The 21,407-nt window shown below is 56.2% G+C and carries 24 protein-coding genes; 17 read left to right on the top strand and 7 right to left on the bottom strand.

From position 1 onward, the window contains the following. Nucleotides 1-35 precede the first annotated feature (35 nt). The 10 genes from rsxA to N1689_RS04915 all read left to right on the top strand — a co-directional run bounded on the left by rsxA (nucleotide 36) and on the right by N1689_RS04915 (nucleotide 10,757). Nucleotides 36-617 carry an electron transport complex subunit RsxA gene (rsxA, locus tag N1689_RS04960; protein ID WP_003853423.1) on the top strand — a complete coding sequence of 194 codons (582 nt, stop codon included), beginning with the start codon at nucleotides 36-38 and terminating at the stop codon, nucleotides 615-617. Next, complete coding sequence (gene rsxB / locus N1689_RS04955; protein ID WP_033786241.1) at nucleotides 617-1,195, top strand: electron transport complex subunit RsxB; 579 nt, start codon at nucleotides 617-619, stop codon at nucleotides 1,193-1,195. The genes rsxA and rsxB overlap by 1 nt, the downstream gene beginning before the upstream one ends. Continuing rightward, complete coding sequence (gene rsxC / locus N1689_RS04950) at nucleotides 1,188-3,908, top strand: electron transport complex subunit RsxC (protein WP_260058136.1); 2,721 nt, start codon at nucleotides 1,188-1,190, stop codon at nucleotides 3,906-3,908. Before rsxB ends, rsxC begins: the two co-directional genes overlap by 8 nt. Further along, nucleotides 3,909-4,967 (top strand): electron transport complex subunit RsxD, encoded by a 1,059-nt coding sequence (gene rsxD / locus N1689_RS04945; protein ID WP_222924080.1) that lies wholly within the window; start codon nucleotides 3,909-3,911, stop codon nucleotides 4,965-4,967. Between the two features lie 3 nt (nucleotides 4,968-4,970). Further along, the gene (gene rsxG, locus N1689_RS04940) at nucleotides 4,971-5,603 is read left to right on the top strand and encodes an electron transport complex subunit RsxG (RefSeq protein WP_161732464.1); all 633 of its coding nucleotides are present in this window, start codon (nucleotides 4,971-4,973) and stop codon (nucleotides 5,601-5,603) included. Then, a complete protein-coding gene (locus N1689_RS04935; RefSeq protein ID WP_161732466.1) occupies nucleotides 5,596-6,300 on the top strand; it encodes an electron transport complex subunit E in 705 nt (234 codons plus the stop codon). The genes rsxG and N1689_RS04935 overlap by 8 nt, the downstream gene beginning before the upstream one ends. After that, on the top strand, nucleotides 6,297-6,929 hold the full coding sequence (gene nth / locus N1689_RS04930; protein WP_161732468.1) for an endonuclease III: 633 nt from the start codon (nucleotides 6,297-6,299) through the stop codon (nucleotides 6,927-6,929). The genes N1689_RS04935 and nth overlap by 4 nt, the downstream gene beginning before the upstream one ends. 203 nt (nucleotides 6,930-7,132) lie before the next feature. Beyond that, nucleotides 7,133-7,852, top strand: coding sequence for an HPP family protein (locus N1689_RS04925; protein ID WP_161732470.1), 720 nt, complete (start codon nucleotides 7,133-7,135; stop codon nucleotides 7,850-7,852). A 240-nt stretch (nucleotides 7,853-8,092) separates the two neighbouring features. After that, nucleotides 8,093-9,436 (top strand): MFS transporter, encoded by a 1,344-nt coding sequence (locus N1689_RS04920; protein WP_161732472.1) that lies wholly within the window; start codon nucleotides 8,093-8,095, stop codon nucleotides 9,434-9,436. After that, nucleotides 9,414-10,757, top strand: a complete 1,344-nt coding sequence (locus N1689_RS04915) for an enolase C-terminal domain-like protein (RefSeq protein WP_161732474.1) — start codon at nucleotides 9,414-9,416, stop codon at nucleotides 10,755-10,757. The genes N1689_RS04920 and N1689_RS04915 overlap by 23 nt, the downstream gene beginning before the upstream one ends. A 39-nt stretch (nucleotides 10,758-10,796) precedes the next feature. Here N1689_RS04915 and N1689_RS04910 read toward each other — a convergent pair whose 3' ends face one another. Next, nucleotides 10,797-11,492, bottom strand: a complete 696-nt coding sequence (locus N1689_RS04910; RefSeq protein WP_161732476.1) for a CTP synthase — start codon at nucleotides 11,490-11,492, stop codon at nucleotides 10,797-10,799. 682 nt (nucleotides 11,493-12,174) lie between these two features. On the opposite strand from N1689_RS04910, the gene dtpA reads away from it, so the two are divergent. After that, nucleotides 12,175-13,656 (top strand): dipeptide/tripeptide permease DtpA, encoded by a 1,482-nt coding sequence (gene dtpA / locus N1689_RS04905; protein ID WP_161732478.1) that lies wholly within the window; start codon nucleotides 12,175-12,177, stop codon nucleotides 13,654-13,656. A 162-nt stretch (nucleotides 13,657-13,818) separates the two neighbouring features. Then, on the top strand, nucleotides 13,819-14,424 hold the full coding sequence (gene gstA / locus N1689_RS04900) for a glutathione transferase GstA (RefSeq protein ID WP_161732480.1): 606 nt from the start codon (nucleotides 13,819-13,821) through the stop codon (nucleotides 14,422-14,424). A 32-nt stretch (nucleotides 14,425-14,456) separates the two neighbouring features. Here gstA and pdxY read toward each other — a convergent pair whose 3' ends face one another. The 4 genes from pdxY to N1689_RS04880 form a co-directional block, all read right to left on the bottom strand. After that, entirely contained in the window at nucleotides 14,457-15,317 is an 861-nt protein-coding gene (pdxY, locus tag N1689_RS04895; RefSeq protein ID WP_161732483.1) for a pyridoxal kinase PdxY, read from the bottom strand. A 56-nt stretch (nucleotides 15,318-15,373) separates the two neighbouring features. Next, nucleotides 15,374-16,648 (bottom strand): tyrosine--tRNA ligase, encoded by a 1,275-nt coding sequence (gene tyrS, locus N1689_RS04890; protein ID WP_161732485.1) that lies wholly within the window; start codon nucleotides 16,646-16,648, stop codon nucleotides 15,374-15,376. Between the two features lie 140 nt (nucleotides 16,649-16,788). Then, nucleotides 16,789-17,445, bottom strand: a complete 657-nt coding sequence (gene pdxH, locus N1689_RS04885; protein WP_260058135.1) for a pyridoxamine 5'-phosphate oxidase — start codon at nucleotides 17,443-17,445, stop codon at nucleotides 16,789-16,791. Nucleotides 17,446-17,470: 25 nt separating this feature from the next. Further along, the gene (locus N1689_RS04880) at nucleotides 17,471-17,785 is read right to left on the bottom strand and encodes an MliC family protein (RefSeq protein ID WP_161732489.1); all 315 of its coding nucleotides are present in this window, start codon (nucleotides 17,783-17,785) and stop codon (nucleotides 17,471-17,473) included. Between the two features lie 189 nt (nucleotides 17,786-17,974). Between N1689_RS04880 and N1689_RS04875 the strand changes: the two genes are divergently transcribed. The 5 genes from N1689_RS04875 (at nucleotide 17,975) to ycgZ (ending at nucleotide 20,188) form a co-directional block, all read left to right on the top strand. Further along, entirely contained in the window at nucleotides 17,975-18,178 is a 204-nt protein-coding gene (locus tag N1689_RS04875) for a hypothetical protein (protein ID WP_061062381.1), read from the top strand. A 369-nt stretch (nucleotides 18,179-18,547) separates the two neighbouring features. Continuing rightward, the gene (locus tag N1689_RS04870; RefSeq protein WP_010245442.1) at nucleotides 18,548-18,781 is read left to right on the top strand and encodes a YgdI/YgdR family lipoprotein; all 234 of its coding nucleotides are present in this window, start codon (nucleotides 18,548-18,550) and stop codon (nucleotides 18,779-18,781) included. Between the two features lie 15 nt (nucleotides 18,782-18,796). Next, entirely contained in the window at nucleotides 18,797-19,027 is a 231-nt protein-coding gene (locus tag N1689_RS04865; RefSeq protein WP_010245445.1) for a YgdI/YgdR family lipoprotein, read from the top strand. A 421-nt stretch (nucleotides 19,028-19,448) separates the two neighbouring features. Beyond that, nucleotides 19,449-19,721 carry a hypothetical protein gene (locus tag N1689_RS04860; RefSeq protein ID WP_260058134.1) on the top strand — a complete coding sequence of 91 codons (273 nt, stop codon included), beginning with the start codon at nucleotides 19,449-19,451 and terminating at the stop codon, nucleotides 19,719-19,721. Between the two features lie 227 nt (nucleotides 19,722-19,948). After that, the gene (gene ycgZ / locus N1689_RS04855; RefSeq protein WP_161732493.1) at nucleotides 19,949-20,188 is read left to right on the top strand and encodes a regulatory protein YcgZ; all 240 of its coding nucleotides are present in this window, start codon (nucleotides 19,949-19,951) and stop codon (nucleotides 20,186-20,188) included. A 38-nt stretch (nucleotides 20,189-20,226) separates the two neighbouring features. On the opposite strand, the gene N1689_RS04850 is transcribed toward ycgZ, so the two are convergent. Next, complete coding sequence (locus N1689_RS04850) at nucleotides 20,227-20,358, bottom strand: hypothetical protein (protein WP_260058131.1); 132 nt, start codon at nucleotides 20,356-20,358, stop codon at nucleotides 20,227-20,229. 147 nt (nucleotides 20,359-20,505) lie between these two features. Next, entirely contained in the window at nucleotides 20,506-21,120 is a 615-nt protein-coding gene (locus N1689_RS04845) for a TetR/AcrR family transcriptional regulator (protein WP_161732495.1), read from the bottom strand. Between the last annotated feature and the right edge of the window lie 287 nt (nucleotides 21,121-21,407).

Raw genomic sequence — 21,407 nt, 5'->3', positions numbered from 1 at the left:
GATAATAAGCCGCTTTCCGGCTCCCAGGCGAAAAAATGACCGATTATCTGCTTCTCTTTGTTGGCACCGTGCTGGTGAATAACTTCGTCTTAGTGAAGTTTCTCGGCCTCTGTCCTTTTATGGGCGTTTCCAAAAAACTGGAAACGGCGATTGGCATGGGCCTCGCCACGACATTCGTGATTACGCTGGCCTCTATTTGCGCGTGGCTGGTCAACCACTTGATCCTGCTGCCGCTGGACCTGGTCTATCTGCGCACCATGGCCTATATCCTGGTGATCGCTGTCGTCGTGCAGTTCACCGAAATGGTGGTGCGTAAAACCAGCCCGTCGCTCTATCGCCTGCTGGGTATCTTCCTGCCGCTGATCACCACTAACTGTGCAGTGCTGGGCGTGCCTCTGCTGAGCGTTAACCTTAACCACACCTTTATGCAGGCCGCGCTGTATGGTTTCAGTGCCTCTATCGGCTTCTCGCTGGTCATGGTGCTGTTCGCGGGAATGCGTGAGCGACTGGTGCTGGCCAACGTGCCTGCGCCGTTCAAAGGCAACTCCATTGCCCTGATTACCGCAGGCCTGATGGCGCTGGCGTTTATGGGCTTCAGCGGTCTGGTGAAATTCTGATGACCGCGATCTGGATTGCTATAGCTGTATTAAGCGCCCTGAGCCTGGTGTTTGGCGCCCTGCTGGGTTACGCCTCGCGCCGCTTTGAGGTCGAAGAAGATCCTATCGTTGAGCAGATTGATGCCATTCTGCCACAGAGCCAGTGTGGCCAGTGCGGCTATCCGGGCTGCCGACCCTATGCCGATGCGGTCGGCAACAACGGAGAAGCAATCAATAAATGCGCGCCGGGCGGGGAGCAGACCATGCTCAAGCTGGCTGCGCTGCTTAACGTTGAACCGCAGCCGATTGATGGCGATGAAACGGCGAAAGAGCCGGTGCGCACCGTGGCGTTTATCGATGAAGCCAACTGCATTGGCTGCACCAAATGTATTCAGGCCTGTCCGGTTGATGCGATTGTCGGCGCAACCCGCGCCATGCACACTGTGCTGAGCGATGTCTGCACCGGCTGCGATCTCTGTGTCGCGCCCTGCCCGACTGACTGTATTGAAATGCGTCCGGTCGCCACCACGCCAGCTAACTGGAAGTGGGATTTGAATACCATTCCTGTACGGGTGATCCCGGTAGAAACTCATGCTTAATCTGTTTAACTTCCTGAAAAAAGAGAAGGTCTGGGATTTTCAGGGCGGCATTCATCCGCCCGAAATGAAAACCCAGTCCAACGGCACGCCGCTCAGCGAACTGCCGTTGCCGCACCGTTTTATTATTCCGCTGAAACAGCACATCGGACATGAAGGTGAGATCTGCGTTGCGCCCGGCGACAAAGTGCTGCGCGGTCAGCCCCTGACCTTTGGTACCGGCCGTATGCTGCCGGTCCATGCACCCACCTCTGGCGTAATTGAGGATATCGGTCAGCATATGACCGCGCACCCTTCTGGTCTGTCCGAACTTTGCATCTTCCTGACGCCCGATGGTGAAGACCGCTGGATGCCGCTCGATCCGCTGCCAGACTACCGTCAGCATCCGCGCGCCGACATCGTGCAGCGAATTCATGATGCGGGCATCGCGGGGCTGGGCGGCGCGGGCTTCCCGACCGCCACCAAACTGAAAGGCGGCCTGCGCGGGGTTAAAACCCTGATTATTAATGCGGCGGAGTGTGAACCTTACATCACCGCTGACGATCGCCTGATGCAGGATTACGCCGCCGAAGTGCTGGAAGGCAGCCGCATTCTCGCCTGGGTGTTACAGGCTGAACGGGTACTGATTGGCATTGAAGATAATAAACCCGAAGCGATCGCCGCACTGAAACAGGCGCTGGGCAGCGAGCGCGATCTGCAAATCCGGGTGATCCCGACCAAATATCCTTCCGGCGGTGCCAAGCAGCTGACCCGCATTCTGACCGGCATGGAAGTGCCGCACGGCGGACGCTCAACCGATATCGGCGTGCTGATGCAGAACGTCGGTACCGCCTGGGCGGTTAAACGGGCCATCATCAATGGTGAACCGATCACCGAACGCGTCGTGACGCTGACCGGCGAGGCGATTGCCCAGCCGCGTAACGTCTGGAGTCGTCTTGGCACGCCAATCAGCCATCTGCTGCATCAGGTGGGTTTCACGCCTGCACCGCGTCAGATGGTGATTATGGGCGGTCCGCTGATGGGCTTTACCCTGCCATCGCTGGATGTGCCGGTGGTGAAGATTACCAACTGTATTCTTGCGCCCTCTGCCAGTGAGATGGGCAATAACGACGAAGAGCAGTCCTGCATTCGTTGCTCTGCCTGTGCCGATGCGTGTCCGGCTAAGCTGCTGCCGCAGCAGCTTTACTGGTACAGCCAGGGCGGCGATCACGATAAAGCGCGTGCACATCATATTGATGACTGCATCGAATGCGGTGCCTGCGCCTATGTCTGCCCGAGTAATATCCCGCTGGTGCAATATTACCGTCAGGAAAAAGCGGAACTGCGCGCCATCGATCTGGAAGCGAAACGCACGCTGGAGGCCAAAGCCCGCTTCGAAGCGCGTCAGGCGCGCCTGGAGCGTGAGAAGCAGGCCCGTGAAGCGCGTCATGAAGAGGCGAAACAGCGAGTTGCCCGCACCGATACCAGCGAACTGACCGCAGCCAAAGCGCGGGTGAAAGCCCGCCAGGCCGCTGAACCGGATGAAGCGTCGCTTGAAGCGCAGCGTGAGGCCCGCCATGCGCAGGCGCGTCTGCGTCAGGCAGAGGCTCAGGCTGAAACCCAGCCGGTGACGCGTCAGTCAGTCGATCCGCGTAAAGCGGCGGTTGAAGCGGCTATTGCTCGGGCAAAAGCGAAGAAAGTTTCACCGGCTGATACGGCTGCTGACGCCAGTGTCGATCCGCGTAAAGCCGCCGTCGAGGCCGCTGTAGCGCGCGCCAAAGCGAAGAAAGCGGCACAGGCTGAAGGCGCTGATGCGACGACGCGGGCTGTATCGGAGAGCGTTACAGAGGCCGCGTCGGACGCCGCCGTAGAAACCGATCCGCGTAAAGCCGCCGTTCAGGCGGCTATCGCCCGCGCCAAAGCGAAGAAAGCGGCACAGGCAGAAGGCGCTGATGCGACGGCTCCGGCTGTAGCGGAGAGCGTTACTGACGCCGTATCAGACGCCGCCGTAGAAACCGATCCGCGTAAAGCCGCGGTTCAGGCGGCTATCGCCCGTGCTAAAGCGAAGAAAGCCGCGCAGGCTGAAGGCGCTGATGCGACGGCTCCGGCTGCTTCGGAGAGCGTTCCAGAAGCTGCGTCGGACGCTGCCGCTGAAACCGACCCGCGTAAAGCCGCCGTTCAGGCGGCTATTGCCCGCGCTAAAGCGAAGAAAGCCGCTCAGGCTGAAGGCGCTGATGCGACGGCTCCGGCTGTAGCGGAGAGCGTTACTGACGCCGTATCAGACGCTGCCGCTGAAACCGACCCGCGTAAAGCCGCCGTTCAGGCGGCTATCGCCCGCGCCAAAGCGAAGAAAGCCGCGCAGGCAGAAGGCGCTGATACGACGGCTCCGGCTGCTTCGGAGAGCGTTCCAGAAGCCGCGTCGGACGCCGCCGTAGAAACCGATCCGCGTAAAGCCGCGGTTCAGGCGGCTATCGCCCGCGCTAAAGCGAAGAAAGCGGCACAGGCTGAAAGTGCGGCGGATGCCGCGTCACGTGACGCCGCAGCGCTCGCCACCGCCGCACACTTTGCGGTAGAGAACGCGGAACAGGCGCAGGAGCAGGCAAATAACGCCAATGCTGAACCTGAACAGGCACCTGAACTGAATCAACCCGATGATGCGCGCAAGGCCGCTATTGCCGCCGCCATCGCCCGTGCCAAAGCGCGTAAAGCGCAGTCGTCTACGACGCTTGAGGATTAAATGGCTTTTCGTATCGCAAGTTCTCCCTATACCCATAACCGCCGAAGTACCGGCAACATCATGCTGCTGGTGGTGCTGGCGGCGGTGCCCGGTTTTGCTGCACAGTGTTATTTTTTTGGCTACGGCACCGTTTTACAGGTCTTACTGGCGACCCTTACCGCCTGGCTGACAGAGGCGGCGATCCTGCGTCTGCGTAAAGCACCGGTTGCCAGCACCCTGGCGGATAACTCGGCGTTGCTGACCGCCATCCTGATCGGTATCAGCCTGCCGCCGCTGGCACCCTGGTGGCTGGTGGTCATTGGTACCCTGTTTGCGGTGGTCATTGCCAAACAGCTCTATGGCGGACTGGGCCAGAACCCGTTTAACCCGGCGATGGTTGGCTATGTGGTGCTGCTGATCTCCTTCCCGGTGCAGATGACCAGCTGGTTGCCGCCTGACATGCTACAGGCGATTAAACCCGGACTGATGGACAGTCTGAGCATGGTGTTCCAGGGCCACACGGTGGCGGGTGACACCATGCAGCAGTTGCAGCTGGGTGTGGATGGCATCAGCCAGGCGACCCCGCTGGATACCTTTAAAACCGGCTTACGTGCCGGCCACAGTGCCGAACATCTGCTGGCGCAGCCGATTTACAGCGGCGTGCTGGCCGGGCTCGGCTGGCAGTGGGTGAACGTCGGTTACCTGGCGGGCGGCCTGTTCCTGCTGTGGAAGAGTGCGATTCGCTGGCATATTCCGGCCGCCATGCTGCTGTCACTGGCGTTCTGCGCCACACTGGGCTGGTTCTTCTCCCCGGAATCGCTGAACAGTCCGCTGATTCACCTTTTCTCCGGTGCCACCATGCTGGGCGCGTTCTTTATTGCCACCGACCCGGTGACCGCCTCAACGACTAACCGTGGCCGCCTGGTGTATGGCGCGCTGATTGGACTGCTGGTCTGGCTGATCCGCAGCTTTGGCGGCTATCCCGATGGCGTGGCGTTTGCGGTTCTGCTTGCCAACATCTGCGTGCCGCTCATCGATTACTACACCCAGCCGCGCGTTTACGGCCATCAGAAGGATTAAGCGATGCTGGAGACGATTCGTAAAAATGGCGTCACGCTGGCGATTTTCGCCGCGATTACCACGGCCGCTACCGCGGTGGTGAATACGGTCACCAAACCAACGGTGGAGCATCAGACCCAGTTACAGCAGAAAAGTTTGCTGGACCAGGTGGTGCCGGTTGAGCTGTATGACAACAACATTCAGCAGGATTGTTACGTTGTCACGGATGCAGCACTGGGCAACAATGCGCCGCATCATCTCTTCCTGGCACGTAAAGGGGGCCAGCCGGTCGCGGCTGCACTGGAGACAACCGCACCTGACGGCTATTCTGGTGCGATACAGATGCTGGTCGGTGCCGATTTCCAGGGTAAAGTACTGGGCGTGCGGGTGATTGAACACCATGAAACGCCTGGCCTTGGCGATAAGATCGAACTGCGCATCTCTGACTGGATCAACAGCTTTAATGGCAAAGTGGTGCAGGGTCCGGCGGATAAAGCTTTTGCAGTTAAAAAAGATGGCGGCGATTTCGATCAATTTACTGGCGCCACCATTACCCCACGCGCGGTGGTCAATGCGACGAAACGCACCGCACTATTGATGAAAACGCTTCCGGAGAGACTCTCTTCGTTACCGGCATGTGGAGACACAAATGAGTGAAGCTAAAAGTCTGCTGGTTGGTGGATTGTGGAAGAATAACTCAGCACTGGTACAGTTGCTGGGCCTCTGCCCGCTGCTGGCGGTAACGGCGACGGCGACGAACGCGCTGGGTTTAGGTCTGGCTACCACGCTGGTGCTGACCCTGACCAACAGTTTCATTTCCGCCTCGCGCCGCTGGGTGCCGTCGGAAATCCGTATTCCGATTTATGTGATGATCATCGCTTCGGTGGTGAGCTGCGTGCAGATGCTGATCAACGCCTATGCCTACGGTCTCTATCAGTCGCTGGGAATTTTTATCCCGCTGATCGTGACCAACTGCATCGTGGTGGGCCGTGCTGAAGCCGTCGCCTCTAAAAGCAGCATCCCGCTCTCGGCGCTGGATGGCTTCGCCATCGGTATGGGCGCAACCTGCGCCATGGTGGTGCTGGGTTCGCTGCGCGAAATCATCGGCAGCGGCACGCTGTTTAACGGTGCCGACCAGTTGCTTGGCCCGTGGGCAAAATCGCTGCGTATCGAAGTGGTGCATTTCGACTCGCCGATGCTGCTGGCCATGCTGCCGCCTGGCGCGTTTATCGGCCTGGGCATGATGCTGGCGGCCAAGTACCTGATCGATCAGAAGATGAAACAGCGTGCAGCGCTGCGTGCTCAGGCGGCTGAAACCGCGGCCCCTCAGGGCGTAGCCGGGAAAGCGGTGTGAATCAGACCAAACGCACCGAAATCCTCCACCGGCTGCAGCAGAACAATCCGCATCCGACCACCGAGCTGAACTTCAGCACGCCGTTTGAGCTACTGATTGCGGTGCTGCTCTCGGCGCAGGCGACCGATGTCAGCGTGAACAAAGCCACCGCGAAGCTCTATCCGGTGGCGAATACGCCTGCCGCGATGCTGGCGCTGGGCGTGGATGGCGTAAAGGAATACATCAAAACCATCGGCCTGTTTAACAGCAAAGCGGAGAATGTGATTAAGACCTGCCGCATTCTGCTGGAGCAGCACAACGGCGAAGTGCCGGAAGATCGTGCAGCGCTGGAAGCCCTGCCCGGTGTTGGCCGTAAAACCGCCAATGTGGTGCTCAATACCGCCTTTGGCTGGCCGACGATCGCCGTTGATACCCATATTTTTCGCGTCAGCAATCGGACAAAATTTGCGCCGGGTAAGAATGTGGAAGAGGTCGAGCAGAAGCTGCTGAAGGTAGTTCCGGCAGCCTATAAGGTTGACTGTCACCACTGGCTGATACTGCACGGCCGCTACACCTGCGTGGCACGTAAACCGCGCTGCGGCGCCTGCCTGATTGAAGATCTCTGCGAGTACCCCGACAAAGTCGAGTGATTTGATAACTGACCCGCTGCGGCGGGTTTTTTATTATCTTGCTGTGCCCGCTGCATGACCTCTCCTGCGCGATCCGCCTTTTCACCACGCTTTCCGACGCGCCTGAATACCGGCACAGTTTGTCGGGTTGTTACATTGATGTTGATGATGGAAAATCGCCGCCCCTGATGATAAGAAAAAGTTATGACACGGTGAGTAACGTAATGAAGAAAAGCCCTTCTGCTGGAAGGCATCGTCTGCGCCTGCTTCTGGCACGCCTCTGGCCGCATCCGCTGGCAGTCAGTAAAAAACATGTGGTGATCGCCGGACTGGGTGCGGGCATTGGCCTGGTGCTGACCAGCCTGCTGAGCCACTGGATGCTGGGCGAGCTGAACCTCTGGTTTGTCGCCCCGGTTGGCGCATCAGCAGTCCTGCTCTTTGGTTTGCCTGCCAGTCCGCTGGCGCAGCCGTGGGCAATCGTTGGCGGCAACAGCCTGTCCGCGCTGGCAGGCGTCACTGTCAGCCAGCTGATTCCCGATCCGGCCATCGCCTGCGGTGTCGCGGCCTGTGTGGCGATCCTGCTGATGTTCCAGCTGCGCTGTCTGCATCCGCCCGGCGGCGCAGTGGCGCTGACCGCTATTCTGGGCGGGCCTTCAGTGCAGCAGCTGGGTTATCACTTTGTCCTGACGCCGATTCTGCTTAACTCACTGACGCTGGCTCTGCTGGCCCTGCTGTTAAATAATCTGGCCGGTCGTCGCTACCCCCATCCGCTGGCGCCTCAGGAAGTTAAACCCGAGCCGGTTGCCATGCCGGTCCCGCTCACGCGTGCCGATCTGCATCAGGCTTTACAGGGCGGCGAACTGCTGGATATTGACGAAGATGATTTGCAGGCGCTGCTGCTGCGCGCTGAAGAGATTGCGCAGCGCCGTCAGTTTAGCGGCTGAAGTCTGACCGCTGCTGGCGCATCCTGTACTGTCGGCATATTCCGCGTGGCCGACTGACACACACAACGTTGATCGCTGCCACAGTTTTGCTCAGCCGCTTCGCCTCACCTTTCGAGTAACATCTTGATAACACAGCCACCCAGGCCGGACGCCCATCCGGTCCTGGGCGGATGCCCATAGAGCTCGCCTTTTCAGCGCCCTACACTTTGCTCTTCTTTACGTTTCTCATGAGGAAGAACGATGGATAGCGCCTTATCCCCGCAGCACGATGAGCTGATCGCCTCCGCCATCAAAAAATTCTTCACCCATATCATCCCAATGCTGGTGGTGATGCTGATCATTAATCAGATCGACCGCGCCAACATTGGTTTTATTAAAGCCGAGCTGCGCACCGATGCCGGGATCAGCGCAGCCGCCTTTGGTCTGGGTGCGGGCCTCTTTTTCATTGGTTATGCGCTGTTTGAAGTGCCGAGCAATCTGATGATGAAGCGATTTGGCGCACGCGTCTGGCTGACACGCATCATGATTACCTGGGGATTCGTGGTGGTCCTGACCGGATTCGTCACCTCACCCATTCAATTTTACCTGCTGCGCTTCTTACTGGGCGTCGCCGAAGCGGGCTTCTTTCCCGGCGTGCTGTTCTATTTCCGTCAGTGGGTGCCCAATGCCTGGCGCGGCCGGGCCACTGCAATGGTCCTGAGCGCCACGGCTGGCGCCTTCCTCTTCTCCGGGCCGATCACAGGCGCTATCCTGATGATGCATAATTTTCTGGGAATAGCGGGCTGGAAATGGGTGATGTTTCTCGAAGGTGGTGCCTCGGTACTGATCGGGATCCTCGCCGCCTGGGTACTGGTGTCGCGTCCTGCTGATGCGCGCTGGCTGAGTGACGCGGAGAAACAGGCGCTGGTGCAGCAACTGGATAGTGAAGAGGCGCAGCGTGACGCGCTTAATCGTGAGCCGGGAAAAATGTCGCTGTTACGCAATCGCAGCCTGTTGTTCTTCTGCGCAATCTTCTTCACCATGACCATGACCGGTTACACGCTGGTGTTCTGGCTGCCGCAGATTATTCAGCGCATTCAGGGCTTCAGCAGTTTTGGTATCGGCATTCTCACCGCCGTGCCGTGGCTGTGCGCCATTATCGCCATCAACCTGCTGAGCCGCTTTTCAGATCGCCACCGTGACAGACTCGATAAAGCGCTGGGCGTCGCCATGCTGGTCGCGGCCTGCGGCACTTTTATGGCGACGTTAGGTTCCCCGTGGTTTGGCTTCCTGGCGATGATCGTGGCCTGCATCGGCTCAAAAGTCAGCGCCACCTTTTTCTGGCCGATGCCGCAGGGAGAACTGCCCGCCTCGATTGTCGCGCCGGGTATTGCGCTGGTGAATTCTGTTGGCAATCTTGGCGGTTTTTTCGCACCGACGGTGTTTGGCTATCTGGAGATGAAAACCGGCTCCACTACCGGCGGCCTCTATGCCCTGACCAGCGTCTCGCTGCTGACCGGGTTGTGGCTGCTGCTGCGCCGCAGGCCATCCCCGCCTTCCCTTGATCCTATGGAGAATCACCATGTCAGACAGTCCAGTCATTAAAACAATGCGTGTGGTGCCGGTCGCCGGGTATGACAGCATGCTGCTGAACATTGGTGGCGCGCATAACTGCTACTTTACCCGCATCCTGGTAATCCTGACCGATTCCGCTGGCCGTACCGGCGTTGGCGAAAGTCCCTGTCACGCTTCGACGCTGGCGCTGCTGGCACGTTTTCGACCGCAGATTGAGGGCAGCGAGCTGCTGCGGCTGAATGCGACAATCGCCACGCTGTTTGCGAGTGATGCACGACATCAGCAGACCGCGCATACCGATGACATCCACATTCCGCAGATGAACCCGGAGAAGTTCTACAACGCCACCGCAGCGATTGAAGCCGCGCTGCTTGATCTGATGGGCCAGCACCTGAATCTGCCGGTTGCCGAGTTACTTGCCAGCGGCAGGCAGCGCGATCGGGTGCCGGTGCTCGGCTATCTGTTCTATATCGCCGACCGCAACCTGACCAGTATGAACTATCAGGCAGGCCAGGCCGGCGGTGATGCCTGGCTGCAACTGCGCCATGAAAAAGCAATGGATGCGCAAGGCGTCGTGCGGCTGGCTGAGGCCGCAGCGGAACGCTATGGCTTCCGCGACTTCAAACTCAAGGGCGGCGTACACCACGGTGAAGTGGAGGTCGAGACGGTTAATGCCCTGCTGGCGCGTTTTCCGCAGGCTCGTGTCACGGTCGACCCTAACGCCAGCTGGTCGCTGGACGAAGCCATTTATTATGGTAAACAGCTGGCGGGCCGCATTCCCTATCTGGAAGATCCCTGTGGCGCAGAGCAGGGCTACTCCGGCCGGGAAACGCTGGCCGAGTTTAAACGGGCCACCGGTATTCCGGTCGCCACCAATATGATCGCCAATGACTGGCGACAGTTGCAGCATGCGTTACAGCTCAATGCTATTGATATTCCGCTGGCCGATCCGCACTTCTGGACGATGCGCAATGCGCATACCGTGGCACAGCTCTGTCAGGAGTGGGGGCTGACCACCGGCTGCCATTCAAACAACCATTTTGATGTCTCACTGGCGATGGTGGCGCATCTGGGGGCGGCTGCACCCGGCGATCGCCTGACGGCCTTTGATACACACTGGATCTGGCAGGATGGACAACAGCTGACGCAGCATGCGCCGCAGATTCGGGATGGGCATCTGGAACTGCCAGAGGGGCCAGGGCTGGGTATTACCCTGAATATGGAACGAGTCGAAGCGGCACATGCACTCTACAATTCGCTGCCGGATAAAAATCGTAACGATGCGCTGGGCATGCAGTTTCTGATTGATAACTGGTCGTTTAACGCCAAACGCCCGGCGTTGCTGCGCTGATGACGGCCATCCTGTGACAGCGTCACAGGATGGCCGCGTTTAACGTTGTGCCAGCGCCGCCTGCATCCAGGCAATGACCAGGGGAGACTCTTTCTCCTGTAGTGCCGCGCGCTCTGACTGGAACAGCGTCGCGACGAAGAAAGGATGATCTGGCAGCTCCACACCGCGTACGTCACCTGCTTCATCCCAGGCGGTAATACGCAGGGTGTTATCACCCAGCGCCGCACTGAATTCGGGGTTGACGCCAAAGTTACAGTGATAGCCTTCATCGCTTTCCAGCATGCCGTAGGCCGTAGCAATACCCGAACCAGGTTCGAATCTAACCGCGCCGCGCTGTTCCACCAGCGAGCAGCTCAGCGGGGCTATGACCATGCGCCCACCGGTGTCGGTTTCGGCATGACTGGCATCGTGCCAGCCCAGTACATTGCGTGCATACTCGATGACCGCATACTGGAATCCCCCGCAGGAGCCCAGGAAAGGCTTTCCACTTTCCCGCGCCCAGCGAATGGTATCAAAAACGGCCTCATCATTATGATAGGGACTGCCCGGCACCACCCAGACTGCGTCACTGCGCCTGAGATCGGATTCAGCGAGTTTTTCGCTGGCAACCCATTCAGCTTCAACCGCTATGTTCAGCCAGCGGGCAGCACGTTCAATAGCAAGAGGAATGGCCTGATGGGCAACCGCATCCGCGCGGTAGTCACCAGCCAGAGATAAGCGCAGGGGAGACGACATTGGAATGATCCTTTCCGGAGAAATGGAGAGGTTACAGGAATGTTAATTTCAAGTCGAGCGGCCTGACAGTCGCGTCATAATGCTGCCACTCAGTACAGGGAGCATCATGCCTTCATCACAGTCTGCTTCTCTTTTCTTCAGCGAAAACTTTTTTGCAGGTTTATGCTGCCGACAGGCTTTTTAGCTTTCCTGCGCAGCAACGCAATCGGTTTCTTCTTTTGCTTTCTGAATTAAATCGCTGGTTTGTGCTCTCGATCAGCAATTGTATGCTTTGCCGCCAGATGAGACACGTTAACGTTTACTTTTTCGTCACATTGCCTGAATAATGGCCTGAAACCTCCTGTAAATGCTGCTGATAAAATCTGCGGCAAACGTTTCATCTGAATTACTCTTCATTAGCAGTTAATGTTAAATTCATCCAGCGCCTCACTCGCATTCAGTTGATTTATACTGATATACTCTTTTCCATCAATATTAAAACCTGATCAACAGTTTGTTATAAGGTTTTTAACTCTGGATTATCAGCTCAGGCAGGTTGTCAGAAAATTCTTGCCCTGCCGCCCGTAATCAGCCAAATTAGTCGCCGCTTTTCCCTTCTAATAACAATCTCGCGCATGAAAAACTCACATGACGCGGACTTAATTGCTGTCCCGAAACAGGGTATGAAAAAACTGAGGTACATGTGTCAACTGCAAACAAACACACTGATGAGGCTGTCAGTCTCAATGCGTTTAAACAGCCGAAGGCGTTCTACTTAATCTTCTCGATTGAGTTATGGGAACGTTTTGGCTTCTATGGCCTGCAGGCCATTATGGCGGTTTACCTGGTGAAGCAACTGGGATTGTCTGAATCAGACTCCATCACCCTGTTCTCTTCATTCAGCGCGCTGGTTTATGGACTTGTCGCCATTGGCGGCTGGCTCGGCGATAAAGTGCTGGGCACGAAACGTGTGATTGTGCTGGGCGTGCTGGTGCTGGCGCTGGGTTATGCGCTGGTGGCATTCTCCGGTCATAACGTCAGCATCGTCTATATCGGTATGGCAACGATCGCCGTGGGCAGCGGCCTGTTCAAGGCGAACCCCTCTTCTCTGCTCTCCACCTGCTACGAAAAAGATGATCCGCGTATCGATGGTGCCTTCACCATGTTCTATATGTCGATCAACATCGGTTCACTGTTTTCGATGATGCTCACCCCGTGGTTAGCGGCGAAATATGGTTACAGCGTTGCCTTCTCACTGTGCGTTATCGGTCTGATCATCACCCTGTTTAACTTCCTGTTCTGCAAACGCATGGTCAAGGATTACGGTTCTAAGCCGGACTTTGCACCGTTGCAGGTTGGAAAACTGCTGATGACCCTGGTTGGCGTCGTGGTGCTAATCGCGCTGGCGAACTGGATGCTGCATCATCAGGTCATTGCACGCCTGGTGCTGGCGGTCATTGCGCTGGGTATCGTGCTGGTGTTTGCTAAAGAAGCCTTTGCACTGCAGGGCGCGGCGCGTCGTAAAATGATTGTGGCCTTCCTGCTTATGGTCGAAGCGATTCTCTTCTTCGTGCTCTACATGCAGATGCCAACGTCACTCAACTTCTTTGCTATCCGCAACGTTGAGCACACGATTTTCGGCATTACCTTTGCGCCCGAGCAGTTCCAGGCGCTGAACCCGTTCTGGATCATGCTGGCCAGTCCGCTGCTGGCGGCGCTCTACAACAAGCTGGGCGATAAGCTGCCTATGCCGCACAAGTTTGCCTTTGGTATGGTGCTCTGCTCCGCGGCGTTCCTGGTGCTGCCGGTGGGCGCGAAGTTCGCCAGCGATGCCGGTATCGTTTCTGTTAACTGGCTGATCCTGAGCTATGCATTGCAGAGTATCGGTGAGCTGATGATCTCCGGCCTCGGCCTGGCGATGGTGGCACAGCTGGTGCCTCAGCGTCTGATGGGCTTTATCATGGGCTCCTGGTTCCTGACCACCGCAGGCGCGGCGGTCATTGCCGGTAAAGTGGCCAACCTGATGGCGGTGCCGGAAAACGTTACCGATCCACTGATTTCGCTGGCGACCTACAGCCGCGTATTCCAGCAGATTGGTATCGTGACGGCGGTGATCGCCCTGCTGATGCTGATTACGGCGCCGATGCTGAACCGCATGGCGCAGGATCCTGACGCGAAAAAATAACGTGCAGGCGTCATCGCTGCCGTGATACGAATCAGCCGGGCTCTGCCCGGCTTTTTTTATTGCTGACCCTTTCCCCTCATCGATCCCTGATCCTTATCACTGGTAATTCCACCCTGAGCCTTTACTATGCTGTGATCCCATTGCAACAAGGAGTACATGGTCATGAAACTGTTTTGCAAAGCAGGAGCCTGCTCTCTTTCTCCCCATATTGTCATGCGCGAATGCGGTCTCGATTTCACTCAGGTGAACGTTGATCTGGCCACAAAACGCACTGAACGGGGCGATGATTTCCGCCAGATTAACCCTAAAGGTCAGGTGCCCGCGCTGCTGCTCAGCGACGGCACCGTGCTGACGGAAGGCGTTGCCATTGTGCAGTACCTGGCAGATCTCAAGCCCGATCGTCATCTGCTGGCACCGGTCGGCAGCCTGACGCGTTATCACACCGTGGAGTGGCTCAGCTACATCGGCAGTGAGCTGCACAAAAGCTTCGGGCCGCTGTTTCGCCCGGGTTACTCCGATGAGGTGAAAGCGCAGACGCGCAGTCAGCTGGAAGCGAAATTCCGCTATGTCGATGCGTCACTGCGTGACAAACAGTGGCTGATGGGGCTGCATTTCAGCGTGGCGGATGCCTATCTGTTTGTGGTGACGCGCTGGGCAAAAGCGCTGGGACTGGATTTGTCCGGCTTTACGGCGCTGGAGTCGTGGTTTGATCGTGTTGCGGAACGTCCTGCGGTGCAGGCGGCGCTGAAAGCGGAAGGCTTAGCCTGAGTGAACAGGGCCGGTCAACCGGCCCTGATGCATTACAGCTTTTCTGCCGTGAAGTGCTGCGTTGGACTGGCGATGGCATCCTGGGCCGCCACCAGCTGCAGCTCATACTCGCCCATTTGATGGGTTTTCAGCATCACCTCATAGACCGCCGCAGTGACGTGCTCCAGCGCATCCTGCAATGATTTGCCGTGCAGCAGATTCACCAGCAGCAGACCGCTGGTAAGATCGCCTACGCCGACCGGCTGACGCACACCGAAATCGACCAGCGGACGGCTGATGTGCCAGGCGTCTTCCGCCGTCACCAGCAGCATCTCAAAGCGATCGCTGCGACGACCGGCGCGCGCCAGATGCTTCACCAGCACCACGCGTGGTCCCTGGGCAATCAGCGCCCGCGCAGCGTCGACTGCCGCGTCGACGTCGGTGACAGTGCGTTCGCTCAGCATCTCCAGCTCAAGCAGGTTCGGGGCGATGATGTCGCTGGCCGGCATCGCCATTTTACAGTGAAACTCCGCCACGCCGGGTGCCACGATGCAGCCTTTCTCGGGATGACCCATCACCGGATCGCAGAAGTACCAGGCATCTGGATTAGCCGCTTTGACCTGCTGAACAATCTGCAGAATCTGCTCACCCTGCTCTGCCGAACCCAGATAGCCGCTCAGCACCGCGTCGCAGGTCTTCAGACGGTCAATATCTGCGATGCCTTTAACGATGTCAGTTAAATGCGTGGCAGGCATCACCGTGCCGGTCCAGTGACCATATTGCGTATGGTTGGAAAACTGCACGGTGTTCAGCGGCCAGACGTTTGCTCCCAGACGGCGCATCGGAAACTCAGCCGCCGCATTACCGGCGTGACCAAAAACAACATGCGACTGAATCGCTAAAATATTTTTCACTTGTTTGCCCTGTCCTGCCTTGCCATAAAAAAGGGCCGGAAACCGGCCCTGAAATCTTACTGCCAGTTAATCAGGCAGTAATGTTTCTTACCGCGACGCAGCAGCGTAAAGCGGTTAAACAGTTTGTCGCTGTCGCTGAAGCGGTATTCCGCGTCAGACTGCTTTTCACCATTCAGAGAAACGGCATTGGAGCCGATCATGGTGCGTGCCTGACCGCGAGACGGCACCAGCTCGGCTTTCACCAGCGCCTGCTGCAGATCGTCGTCAGCGCCCAGTACGATAGTGGGCATACCATCCTGCGCCAGCTGTTCAAAATCGGCTTCGGTCATGTCGCTCACGGAGCCAGAGAAGAGGCTGGCCGTGATGCGTTTTGCCGCCGACAGACCCGCTTCGCCATGCACCAGACGCGTTACCAGCTCAGCCAGCACATACTGCGCACGTGGCGCGGTGCCGCTGTTTTTGTCCTCCTCTTCCAGCGCGTTGATCTCTTCAATGCTCAGGAAGGTGAAGAACTTCAGGAAGCGATAGACATCGGCGTCAGCGGTGTTGATCCAGAACTGATAGAACTTGTACGGGCTGGTTTTCTTCGCATCGAGCCAGACTGCGCCGCCTTCCGTTTTACCGAATTTGGTGCCGTCAGACTTGGTGATCAGCGGAACGGTCAGACCAAAGACCTGGTTCTGATGCAGACGGCGGGTCAGGTCGATACCGGAGGTGATGTTACCCCACTGATCGGAACCGCCAATCTGCAACGATACGCCGTGACGCTCGTTCAGGCAGGCGAAATCATAGCCCTGCAGCAGATTGTAAGAGAATTCGGTAAAGGAGATGCCCTGATCGTCACGGTTCAGACGCTGCTTCACCGCTTCTTTATTGATCATCTGGTTAACGGAGAAGTGTTTACCGATGTCACGCAGGAAGGTCAGCACGTTCATGCTGCCAAACCAGTCGTAGTTGTTGGCGGCGATTGCGCTGTTGCTGCCGCAATCGAAGTCGAGGAATGGCGCCACCTGCTGGCGGATCTTCTCAACCCATTCGTTGACGGTGTCGCTGGTATTAAGTTTACGCTCTGCGGCTTTGAAGCTCGGGTCGCCAATCAGGCCGGTTGCACCCCCGACCAGCGCCACCGGCTGATGGCCGGCATCCTGAAAACGCTTCAGGCAGAGCAGCGGTACCAGATGGCCCAAATGCAAGCTGTCAGCAGTGGGGTCAAAGCCGCAATAGAGCGAAATTGGCCCCTGCGCCAGTTTCTCTGTTAACGCGTCTTCATCCGTCACCTGGGCGATAAGGCCCCTCTCCTGCAATTGTTGTATCAGGTTACTGCTGGTCATTACTGACTCCAAATTGATCAGACTGCACCTATGCTGGTACACAGCTTTCCGCTGAGTTGCGGAATCGAAAAAAATGAGGGCTATAGCATAAAGCGCTGACGCCTTCTGTGCCAGCGCTGATAGGGGGAAATCATGCAGATTCAGGGTGCCAGACGGTCGATTTTCCAGCCATCGCGATCGCGCTGATAGATGAAACGATCGTGCAGGCGATGTTCGCCGCCCTGCCAGAACTCCACTGTGTGAAATTTCACGCGGTATCCACCCCAGAAGCTGGGCAGCGGCACATCACCCTGCTGGAACTTCTGTTTCAGTTCCAGAAACTTCCCTTCCAGAATGCCACGGGCCGAAATACGGCTCGACTGCTTCGACACCCAGGCTCCAATCTGACTGTCGCGCGGGCGGCTGTGGAAATATTTCAGCACCTCCAGCGGCGACAGTTTCTCCACTTCGCCCAGCACCATCACCTGACGCTCCAGGTAGTGCCACGGGAAGTGCAGGGAGATACGTGGATTGTGCGCCAGCTGCAGCGCCTTGCGGCTGCCAAGATTGGTGTAAAACACCATGCCCTGCGCATCGAAGTGCTTCAGCAGCACGATACGCTGCCACGGCTGGCCCTGCTCATCCACGGTGGCCACGGTCATTGCCGTGGGATCGGGCAGTTTTGCTTCACACGCCTGGCTCAGCCACTGTTCAAACAGCGTAATCGGATCATCCGGCAGATCCTTACGACGCAATCCGCCGCGGGTATATTCACGCCGCAGATGGGCAATGGTGTGTAGCGTTTCGCTGTCGCTCATAATGCTCGCCTATTCAGATAAAGAGTCAGCTGGCAGGTTGCAGCTCACAATCGTTCACGACGATTTTATCGTTACGTTCGATAAATGCGCCGTTTCCTTTGGACCAGAACACATAGGTGTTGTCGCTGTAGCGTGCGCCGGAAGCCGATACCGTCTGCTTCAGCGTCAGGGGCTGGCCATCCATGATGAAGCTCACCTGCTCGTTCGCCTCATCCAGTGTCACGGTCAGGGGCAGGGTTCCACAGCGATAATGCAGGGTCTGCGGCAACGGTGGCTGTTTATGCATCAGACTACAGCCCGACAGCAACAGCACCGCGGCAACGGTCAATCCTTTCAACATAAGCGGGTCTCCTTCACGAGTGAAGCTGGCATTATAAGAAGGATTTTGCGCGAAGTAAGTGGGAATCCGCGCCAATCTGGTGGATGCTGTCATGCCGCCTGAATTATTCCGCATTTTCAGGCGGTTGTCTGAATGCACAGACCGCGTTCTCAGGCTACGCTCTATAGATCTTAAGCGAGGAAAACAAATATGAAATTTGATAACGAAGATGCATTTAAGCTGGCTGTGGCGTTTATGAACCACAAAGAGAATGCCACCGTCGCCAGCAGCTACTTTAAAACCTTTATCGACACCTACCAGAAATTTGATCGCTGGCTGAGCGCATCCGATCCGGTCAGCGCCATGAAAGCGGAAAAAGCGGCAGCCAAAGCCGGCGAAGACTCCATTCTTTGATCCCCTTCTTCACTGGCCCGATAGTCATCAGGGTATCGGGCCAGCGGATATAAGCAGCCGTTAACGCTGGTGCAGACGATTACTCCTATGGCGACGCTGGCTTTAACGAAGAATATCTGCTCCGGCTGCCGTGCTTATTTTCCACCCTGACCTCACTTTTATTCAGGCCATGTAATGCCTCTGCTGAAACGGCATAAACAGCCGTGCACATTTGCAATAAATGCTATTCCCCACCGTCATTCCCGTGAATAATCGCTACACCCCCCTTTTTTGTCTAAAAAACCGGCAGCGAAACGTGACAGGGTCAGCAAACTCTATAAAGCCGTCTATGCTGTAAACGTCTGGTTATACTTCATGGAGTTAAAAAAAATGAAAATGAAATCCCTGTCAGCCATTGCTTTGCTGGCGCTTTCTTTAGGTACGCTTGCAGGCTGCGCCTCGAATCAGTCAATTAAGACCACTGATGGCCGTACCATTGTCACTGATGGTAAACCGCAGATCGATTCAGATACTGGCCTGGTTTCTTATCGCGATGCTCAGACAGGAAAAACTGAGCAGATCAATCGCAATGAGATCAGTAATATGAGTGAACTCGACAACTAATATAAGGTGAATAAGATGAAAAAAGCGCTGATTTTACCTCTCGCCGCATTGATTGGTATGACCGTATTAACCGGCTGCACCCGTACCAGTTATGCGATTCAGACTAATGATGGACGTACCATTATTAGTGATGGCAAGCCTTCTGAGTCAGATGCCGGTCTGCTGGCCTACACCGACGCCAATGGCGTGAAGCAACAGATTAATAAAGCGGACGTTAAAGCGGTTTCTGAAGTACCGAAGAAATAAACCGGGCACTATCGTTCATTTAATAAAGCCGCCTACGGGCGGCTTTATTTTTTCCTGTGCTTAGCGCAACATGTGGTACGAACGAAGCTTCCCGCCACCTGCCGATTCGAATCAGAAATATCCGTTATGTTATAGCCATAATATGGCAGTCAACATGACAGTAATCGTGATTCACCTGCTTATTACTTATCTGAATTTCAGGCAACCCCTACCCTTTTTAACCAGCTTAATAGCTCAAGCTCTTTTACCCGTAAAACAGAACTCTGTTTTTATTCTTTTTTATTAGAGGCTTATCGCTTCGCTTAAAGGTTCATTTTATTTTTTAATCATTTCAACTGTGTTTATCGGCGGTTTCCGATCTTTTAGTCCGGATGACCTTTAACTAGACTATTCATATCGTTATTCAATCAGGAGGTCGCTGATGGTTTACCATGATAAAACAATCGGTCATATCATTCTTGGTGAAGCCGCCATTAATCTGGCGTTTGAAGAGCAGGAGATCACGCTGGTATCACTGATTCGCCAGCTGGCTGAAATGGCTGAAAACGAACGCAGCGATGAGCGCGTCGCGCAGATTGCTGATACACGCAACTGGCTTAAAGGCTTTATCGAGGCCTCAACGCGCGACCGCGCCGAATTAAACTGGCTGGTTGAAACCGGACAGGCGCCGGTTTACCTTAAAGATTACCGCTAATGTGCTAAAGAATGTCCTGTCGGTTCAGGGTGCCAGGCCTCGCCTGGTGCCACTCACCACTCCGCGGCATCACGCCAGTTTTTGCATTTTTTCTGTTTATCGCCAGAAGCTATGCAGATCGCACGAAAACCACCGGTCCTGCGCTGAAATAGCTATACAGATTCGATTTTTTTGTATAACTTTGGCGCAAGCCGATCGTTTTTCCATCACCTCACAGGAAATTATCCATGTACCCGAACCAGAGACTGCCGCGGACGGCAGACGATATTGCCCGTTATTTTAATGCGGCAAGCCTGCCCTCACAGCAGGAAACGCTGGGTCAGGTGGTGGTGGAAATTCTGCATGCAGGCGGGAACGTAAACCGTAAATCGATCTGCACCAAACTTCTCCGTCGGCTGGAGACAGCGTCCACGCAGGAAGAGGAGCGTCATTACCGTGCCCTCATCAGCCTGCTGTTTGGCCGTTAAGCAGCGGACGCTCTCTGCCAGCGACTTCTGTCAGCGCGTCAGGGCTCTCCGCTTTCCGTCACCTGCTGTTGCAGCGGATGTTTCACTGCGCGGGTTTCAAATCCCCCCTGTGCAGCAAAGACAGAGCAGCCAATAGCGGCGACGAGTGTCAGTAAGATTGAGGTTTTCACGAAGCAGGCCTTAATTTTCTACGCTACAGAATAAAGCGTAAAAGCCTGGCACATAAACAGCGTCGGGAAAAGCGCACTGCAGACTTTTTCTGTCCGAAAAACGTGGGCGGGGAAATGCCGGTTTACTGATGCCCCTCCCCGTAATGATTACCCCAGCACTTTCAATGCCAGCGCCAGCGTCTGCTGTTCGTTGGTCACATCGCTGACCTTGCCTGCAACCCGCATACCGTATGCCATGCAGAGGATTAAACCGGCTGCCGCTTCACTGTCCAGTGTGTTATCGATTGAGCCATCCCGTTGCCCCAGCTCCAGCAGCGAGACCAGGAAGCGCTGATTACGCTGAACCACCTCATCAATGCGCTGCCCCAGCGCCTGATCCATCGTCTGCAGCGCAATGGCGCTGGCAACGACCAGACAGCCGCGCCGCCCTTCGATGGCGCGCGCCGAGTCAAGATAGAACTGCAATAGCTCGGTTATTTTTTCCCGTCCGCTGACACAGGGTGCCAGACGACGGCGCAGCTCGGTATTTCTGAGCAACAGATAACGTTCAAACACCTGCAGAAAGAGCGAGCGCTTATCTTTAAAGGCCTTGTAGATGCTGCCAGCAGAGAGGTTCATCGCCTCACCCAGATCGCTTATTGATGTGGCGTGATACCCTTTTTGTCGGAAAACGATCATGGCGTGATCCAGAGCCTGTTCAATATCGAACTCTCTGGGACGTCCCCGCTCTTTGTTTTTTTGCGCTGTCGCTGTCATGATCATTGTTACCGGTCTGGTAAGGACGTTCCTGTCAGAATCAGCCCGGATTCTATCCCAGGCATGGGTAACAAGTATAGATAGCGGCCTGACACTGACGCCTGTCCGTTTCTGTCGCCTGATGATCAAGGGGAGTAACCGGTTGTACCCTGCAACCCGGCAGAGGTTACAGAGCAAACCGGTCACGATTTACTCAGATAATAACGCGGTCTCTTTGCGGCGATCTGCCCGTTGCTGCGTGTTTATTTTAATCAGCCATAACATAGACTGCTTAATAAGCAGGCTGGCGTGGT

It is taken from the genome of Pantoea sp. XY16 (assembly GCF_025153065.1).
Taxonomy (GTDB): domain Bacteria; phylum Pseudomonadota; class Gammaproteobacteria; order Enterobacterales; family Enterobacteriaceae; genus Pantoea; species Pantoea alfalfae.
This window is presented reverse-complemented; position numbering and strand designations above follow the sequence as displayed.

Coding starts and splice junctions, on each gene's coding strand:
- rsxA (WP_003853423.1), top strand. CDS start 36: ATGACCGATTATCTGCTTCTCTTTGTTGGCACCGTGCTGGTGAATAAC.
- rsxB (WP_033786241.1), top strand. CDS start 617: ATGACCGCGATCTGGATTGCTATAGCTGTATTAAGCGCCCTGAGCCTG.
- rsxC (WP_260058136.1), top strand. CDS start 1,188: ATGCTTAATCTGTTTAACTTCCTGAAAAAAGAGAAGGTCTGGGATTTT.
- rsxD (WP_222924080.1), top strand. CDS start 3,909: ATGGCTTTTCGTATCGCAAGTTCTCCCTATACCCATAACCGCCGAAGT.
- rsxG (WP_161732464.1), top strand. CDS start 4,971: ATGCTGGAGACGATTCGTAAAAATGGCGTCACGCTGGCGATTTTCGCC.
- N1689_RS04935 (WP_161732466.1), top strand. CDS start 5,596: ATGAGTGAAGCTAAAAGTCTGCTGGTTGGTGGATTGTGGAAGAATAAC.
- N1689_RS04925 (WP_161732470.1), top strand. CDS start 7,133: ATGAAGAAAAGCCCTTCTGCTGGAAGGCATCGTCTGCGCCTGCTTCTG.
- N1689_RS04920 (WP_161732472.1), top strand. CDS start 8,093: ATGGATAGCGCCTTATCCCCGCAGCACGATGAGCTGATCGCCTCCGCC.
- N1689_RS04915 (WP_161732474.1), top strand. CDS start 9,414: ATGTCAGACAGTCCAGTCATTAAAACAATGCGTGTGGTGCCGGTCGCC.
- N1689_RS04910 (WP_161732476.1), bottom strand. CDS start 11,492: ATGTCGTCTCCCCTGCGCTTATCTCTGGCTGGTGACTACCGCGCGGAT.
- gstA (WP_161732480.1), top strand. CDS start 13,819: ATGAAACTGTTTTGCAAAGCAGGAGCCTGCTCTCTTTCTCCCCATATT.
- tyrS (WP_161732485.1), bottom strand. CDS start 16,648: ATGACCAGCAGTAACCTGATACAACAATTGCAGGAGAGGGGCCTTATC.
- pdxH (WP_260058135.1), bottom strand. CDS start 17,445: ATGAGCGACAGCGAAACGCTACACACCATTGCCCATCTGCGGCGTGAA.
- N1689_RS04880 (WP_161732489.1), bottom strand. CDS start 17,785: ATGTTGAAAGGATTGACCGTTGCCGCGGTGCTGTTGCTGTCGGGCTGT.
- N1689_RS04875 (WP_061062381.1), top strand. CDS start 17,975: ATGAAATTTGATAACGAAGATGCATTTAAGCTGGCTGTGGCGTTTATG.
- N1689_RS04870 (WP_010245442.1), top strand. CDS start 18,548: ATGAAAATGAAATCCCTGTCAGCCATTGCTTTGCTGGCGCTTTCTTTA.
- N1689_RS04865 (WP_010245445.1), top strand. CDS start 18,797: ATGAAAAAAGCGCTGATTTTACCTCTCGCCGCATTGATTGGTATGACC.
- N1689_RS04860 (WP_260058134.1), top strand. CDS start 19,449: ATGGTTTACCATGATAAAACAATCGGTCATATCATTCTTGGTGAAGCC.
- ycgZ (WP_161732493.1), top strand. CDS start 19,949: ATGTACCCGAACCAGAGACTGCCGCGGACGGCAGACGATATTGCCCGT.
- N1689_RS04845 (WP_161732495.1), bottom strand. CDS start 21,120: ATGATCATGACAGCGACAGCGCAAAAAAACAAAGAGCGGGGACGTCCC.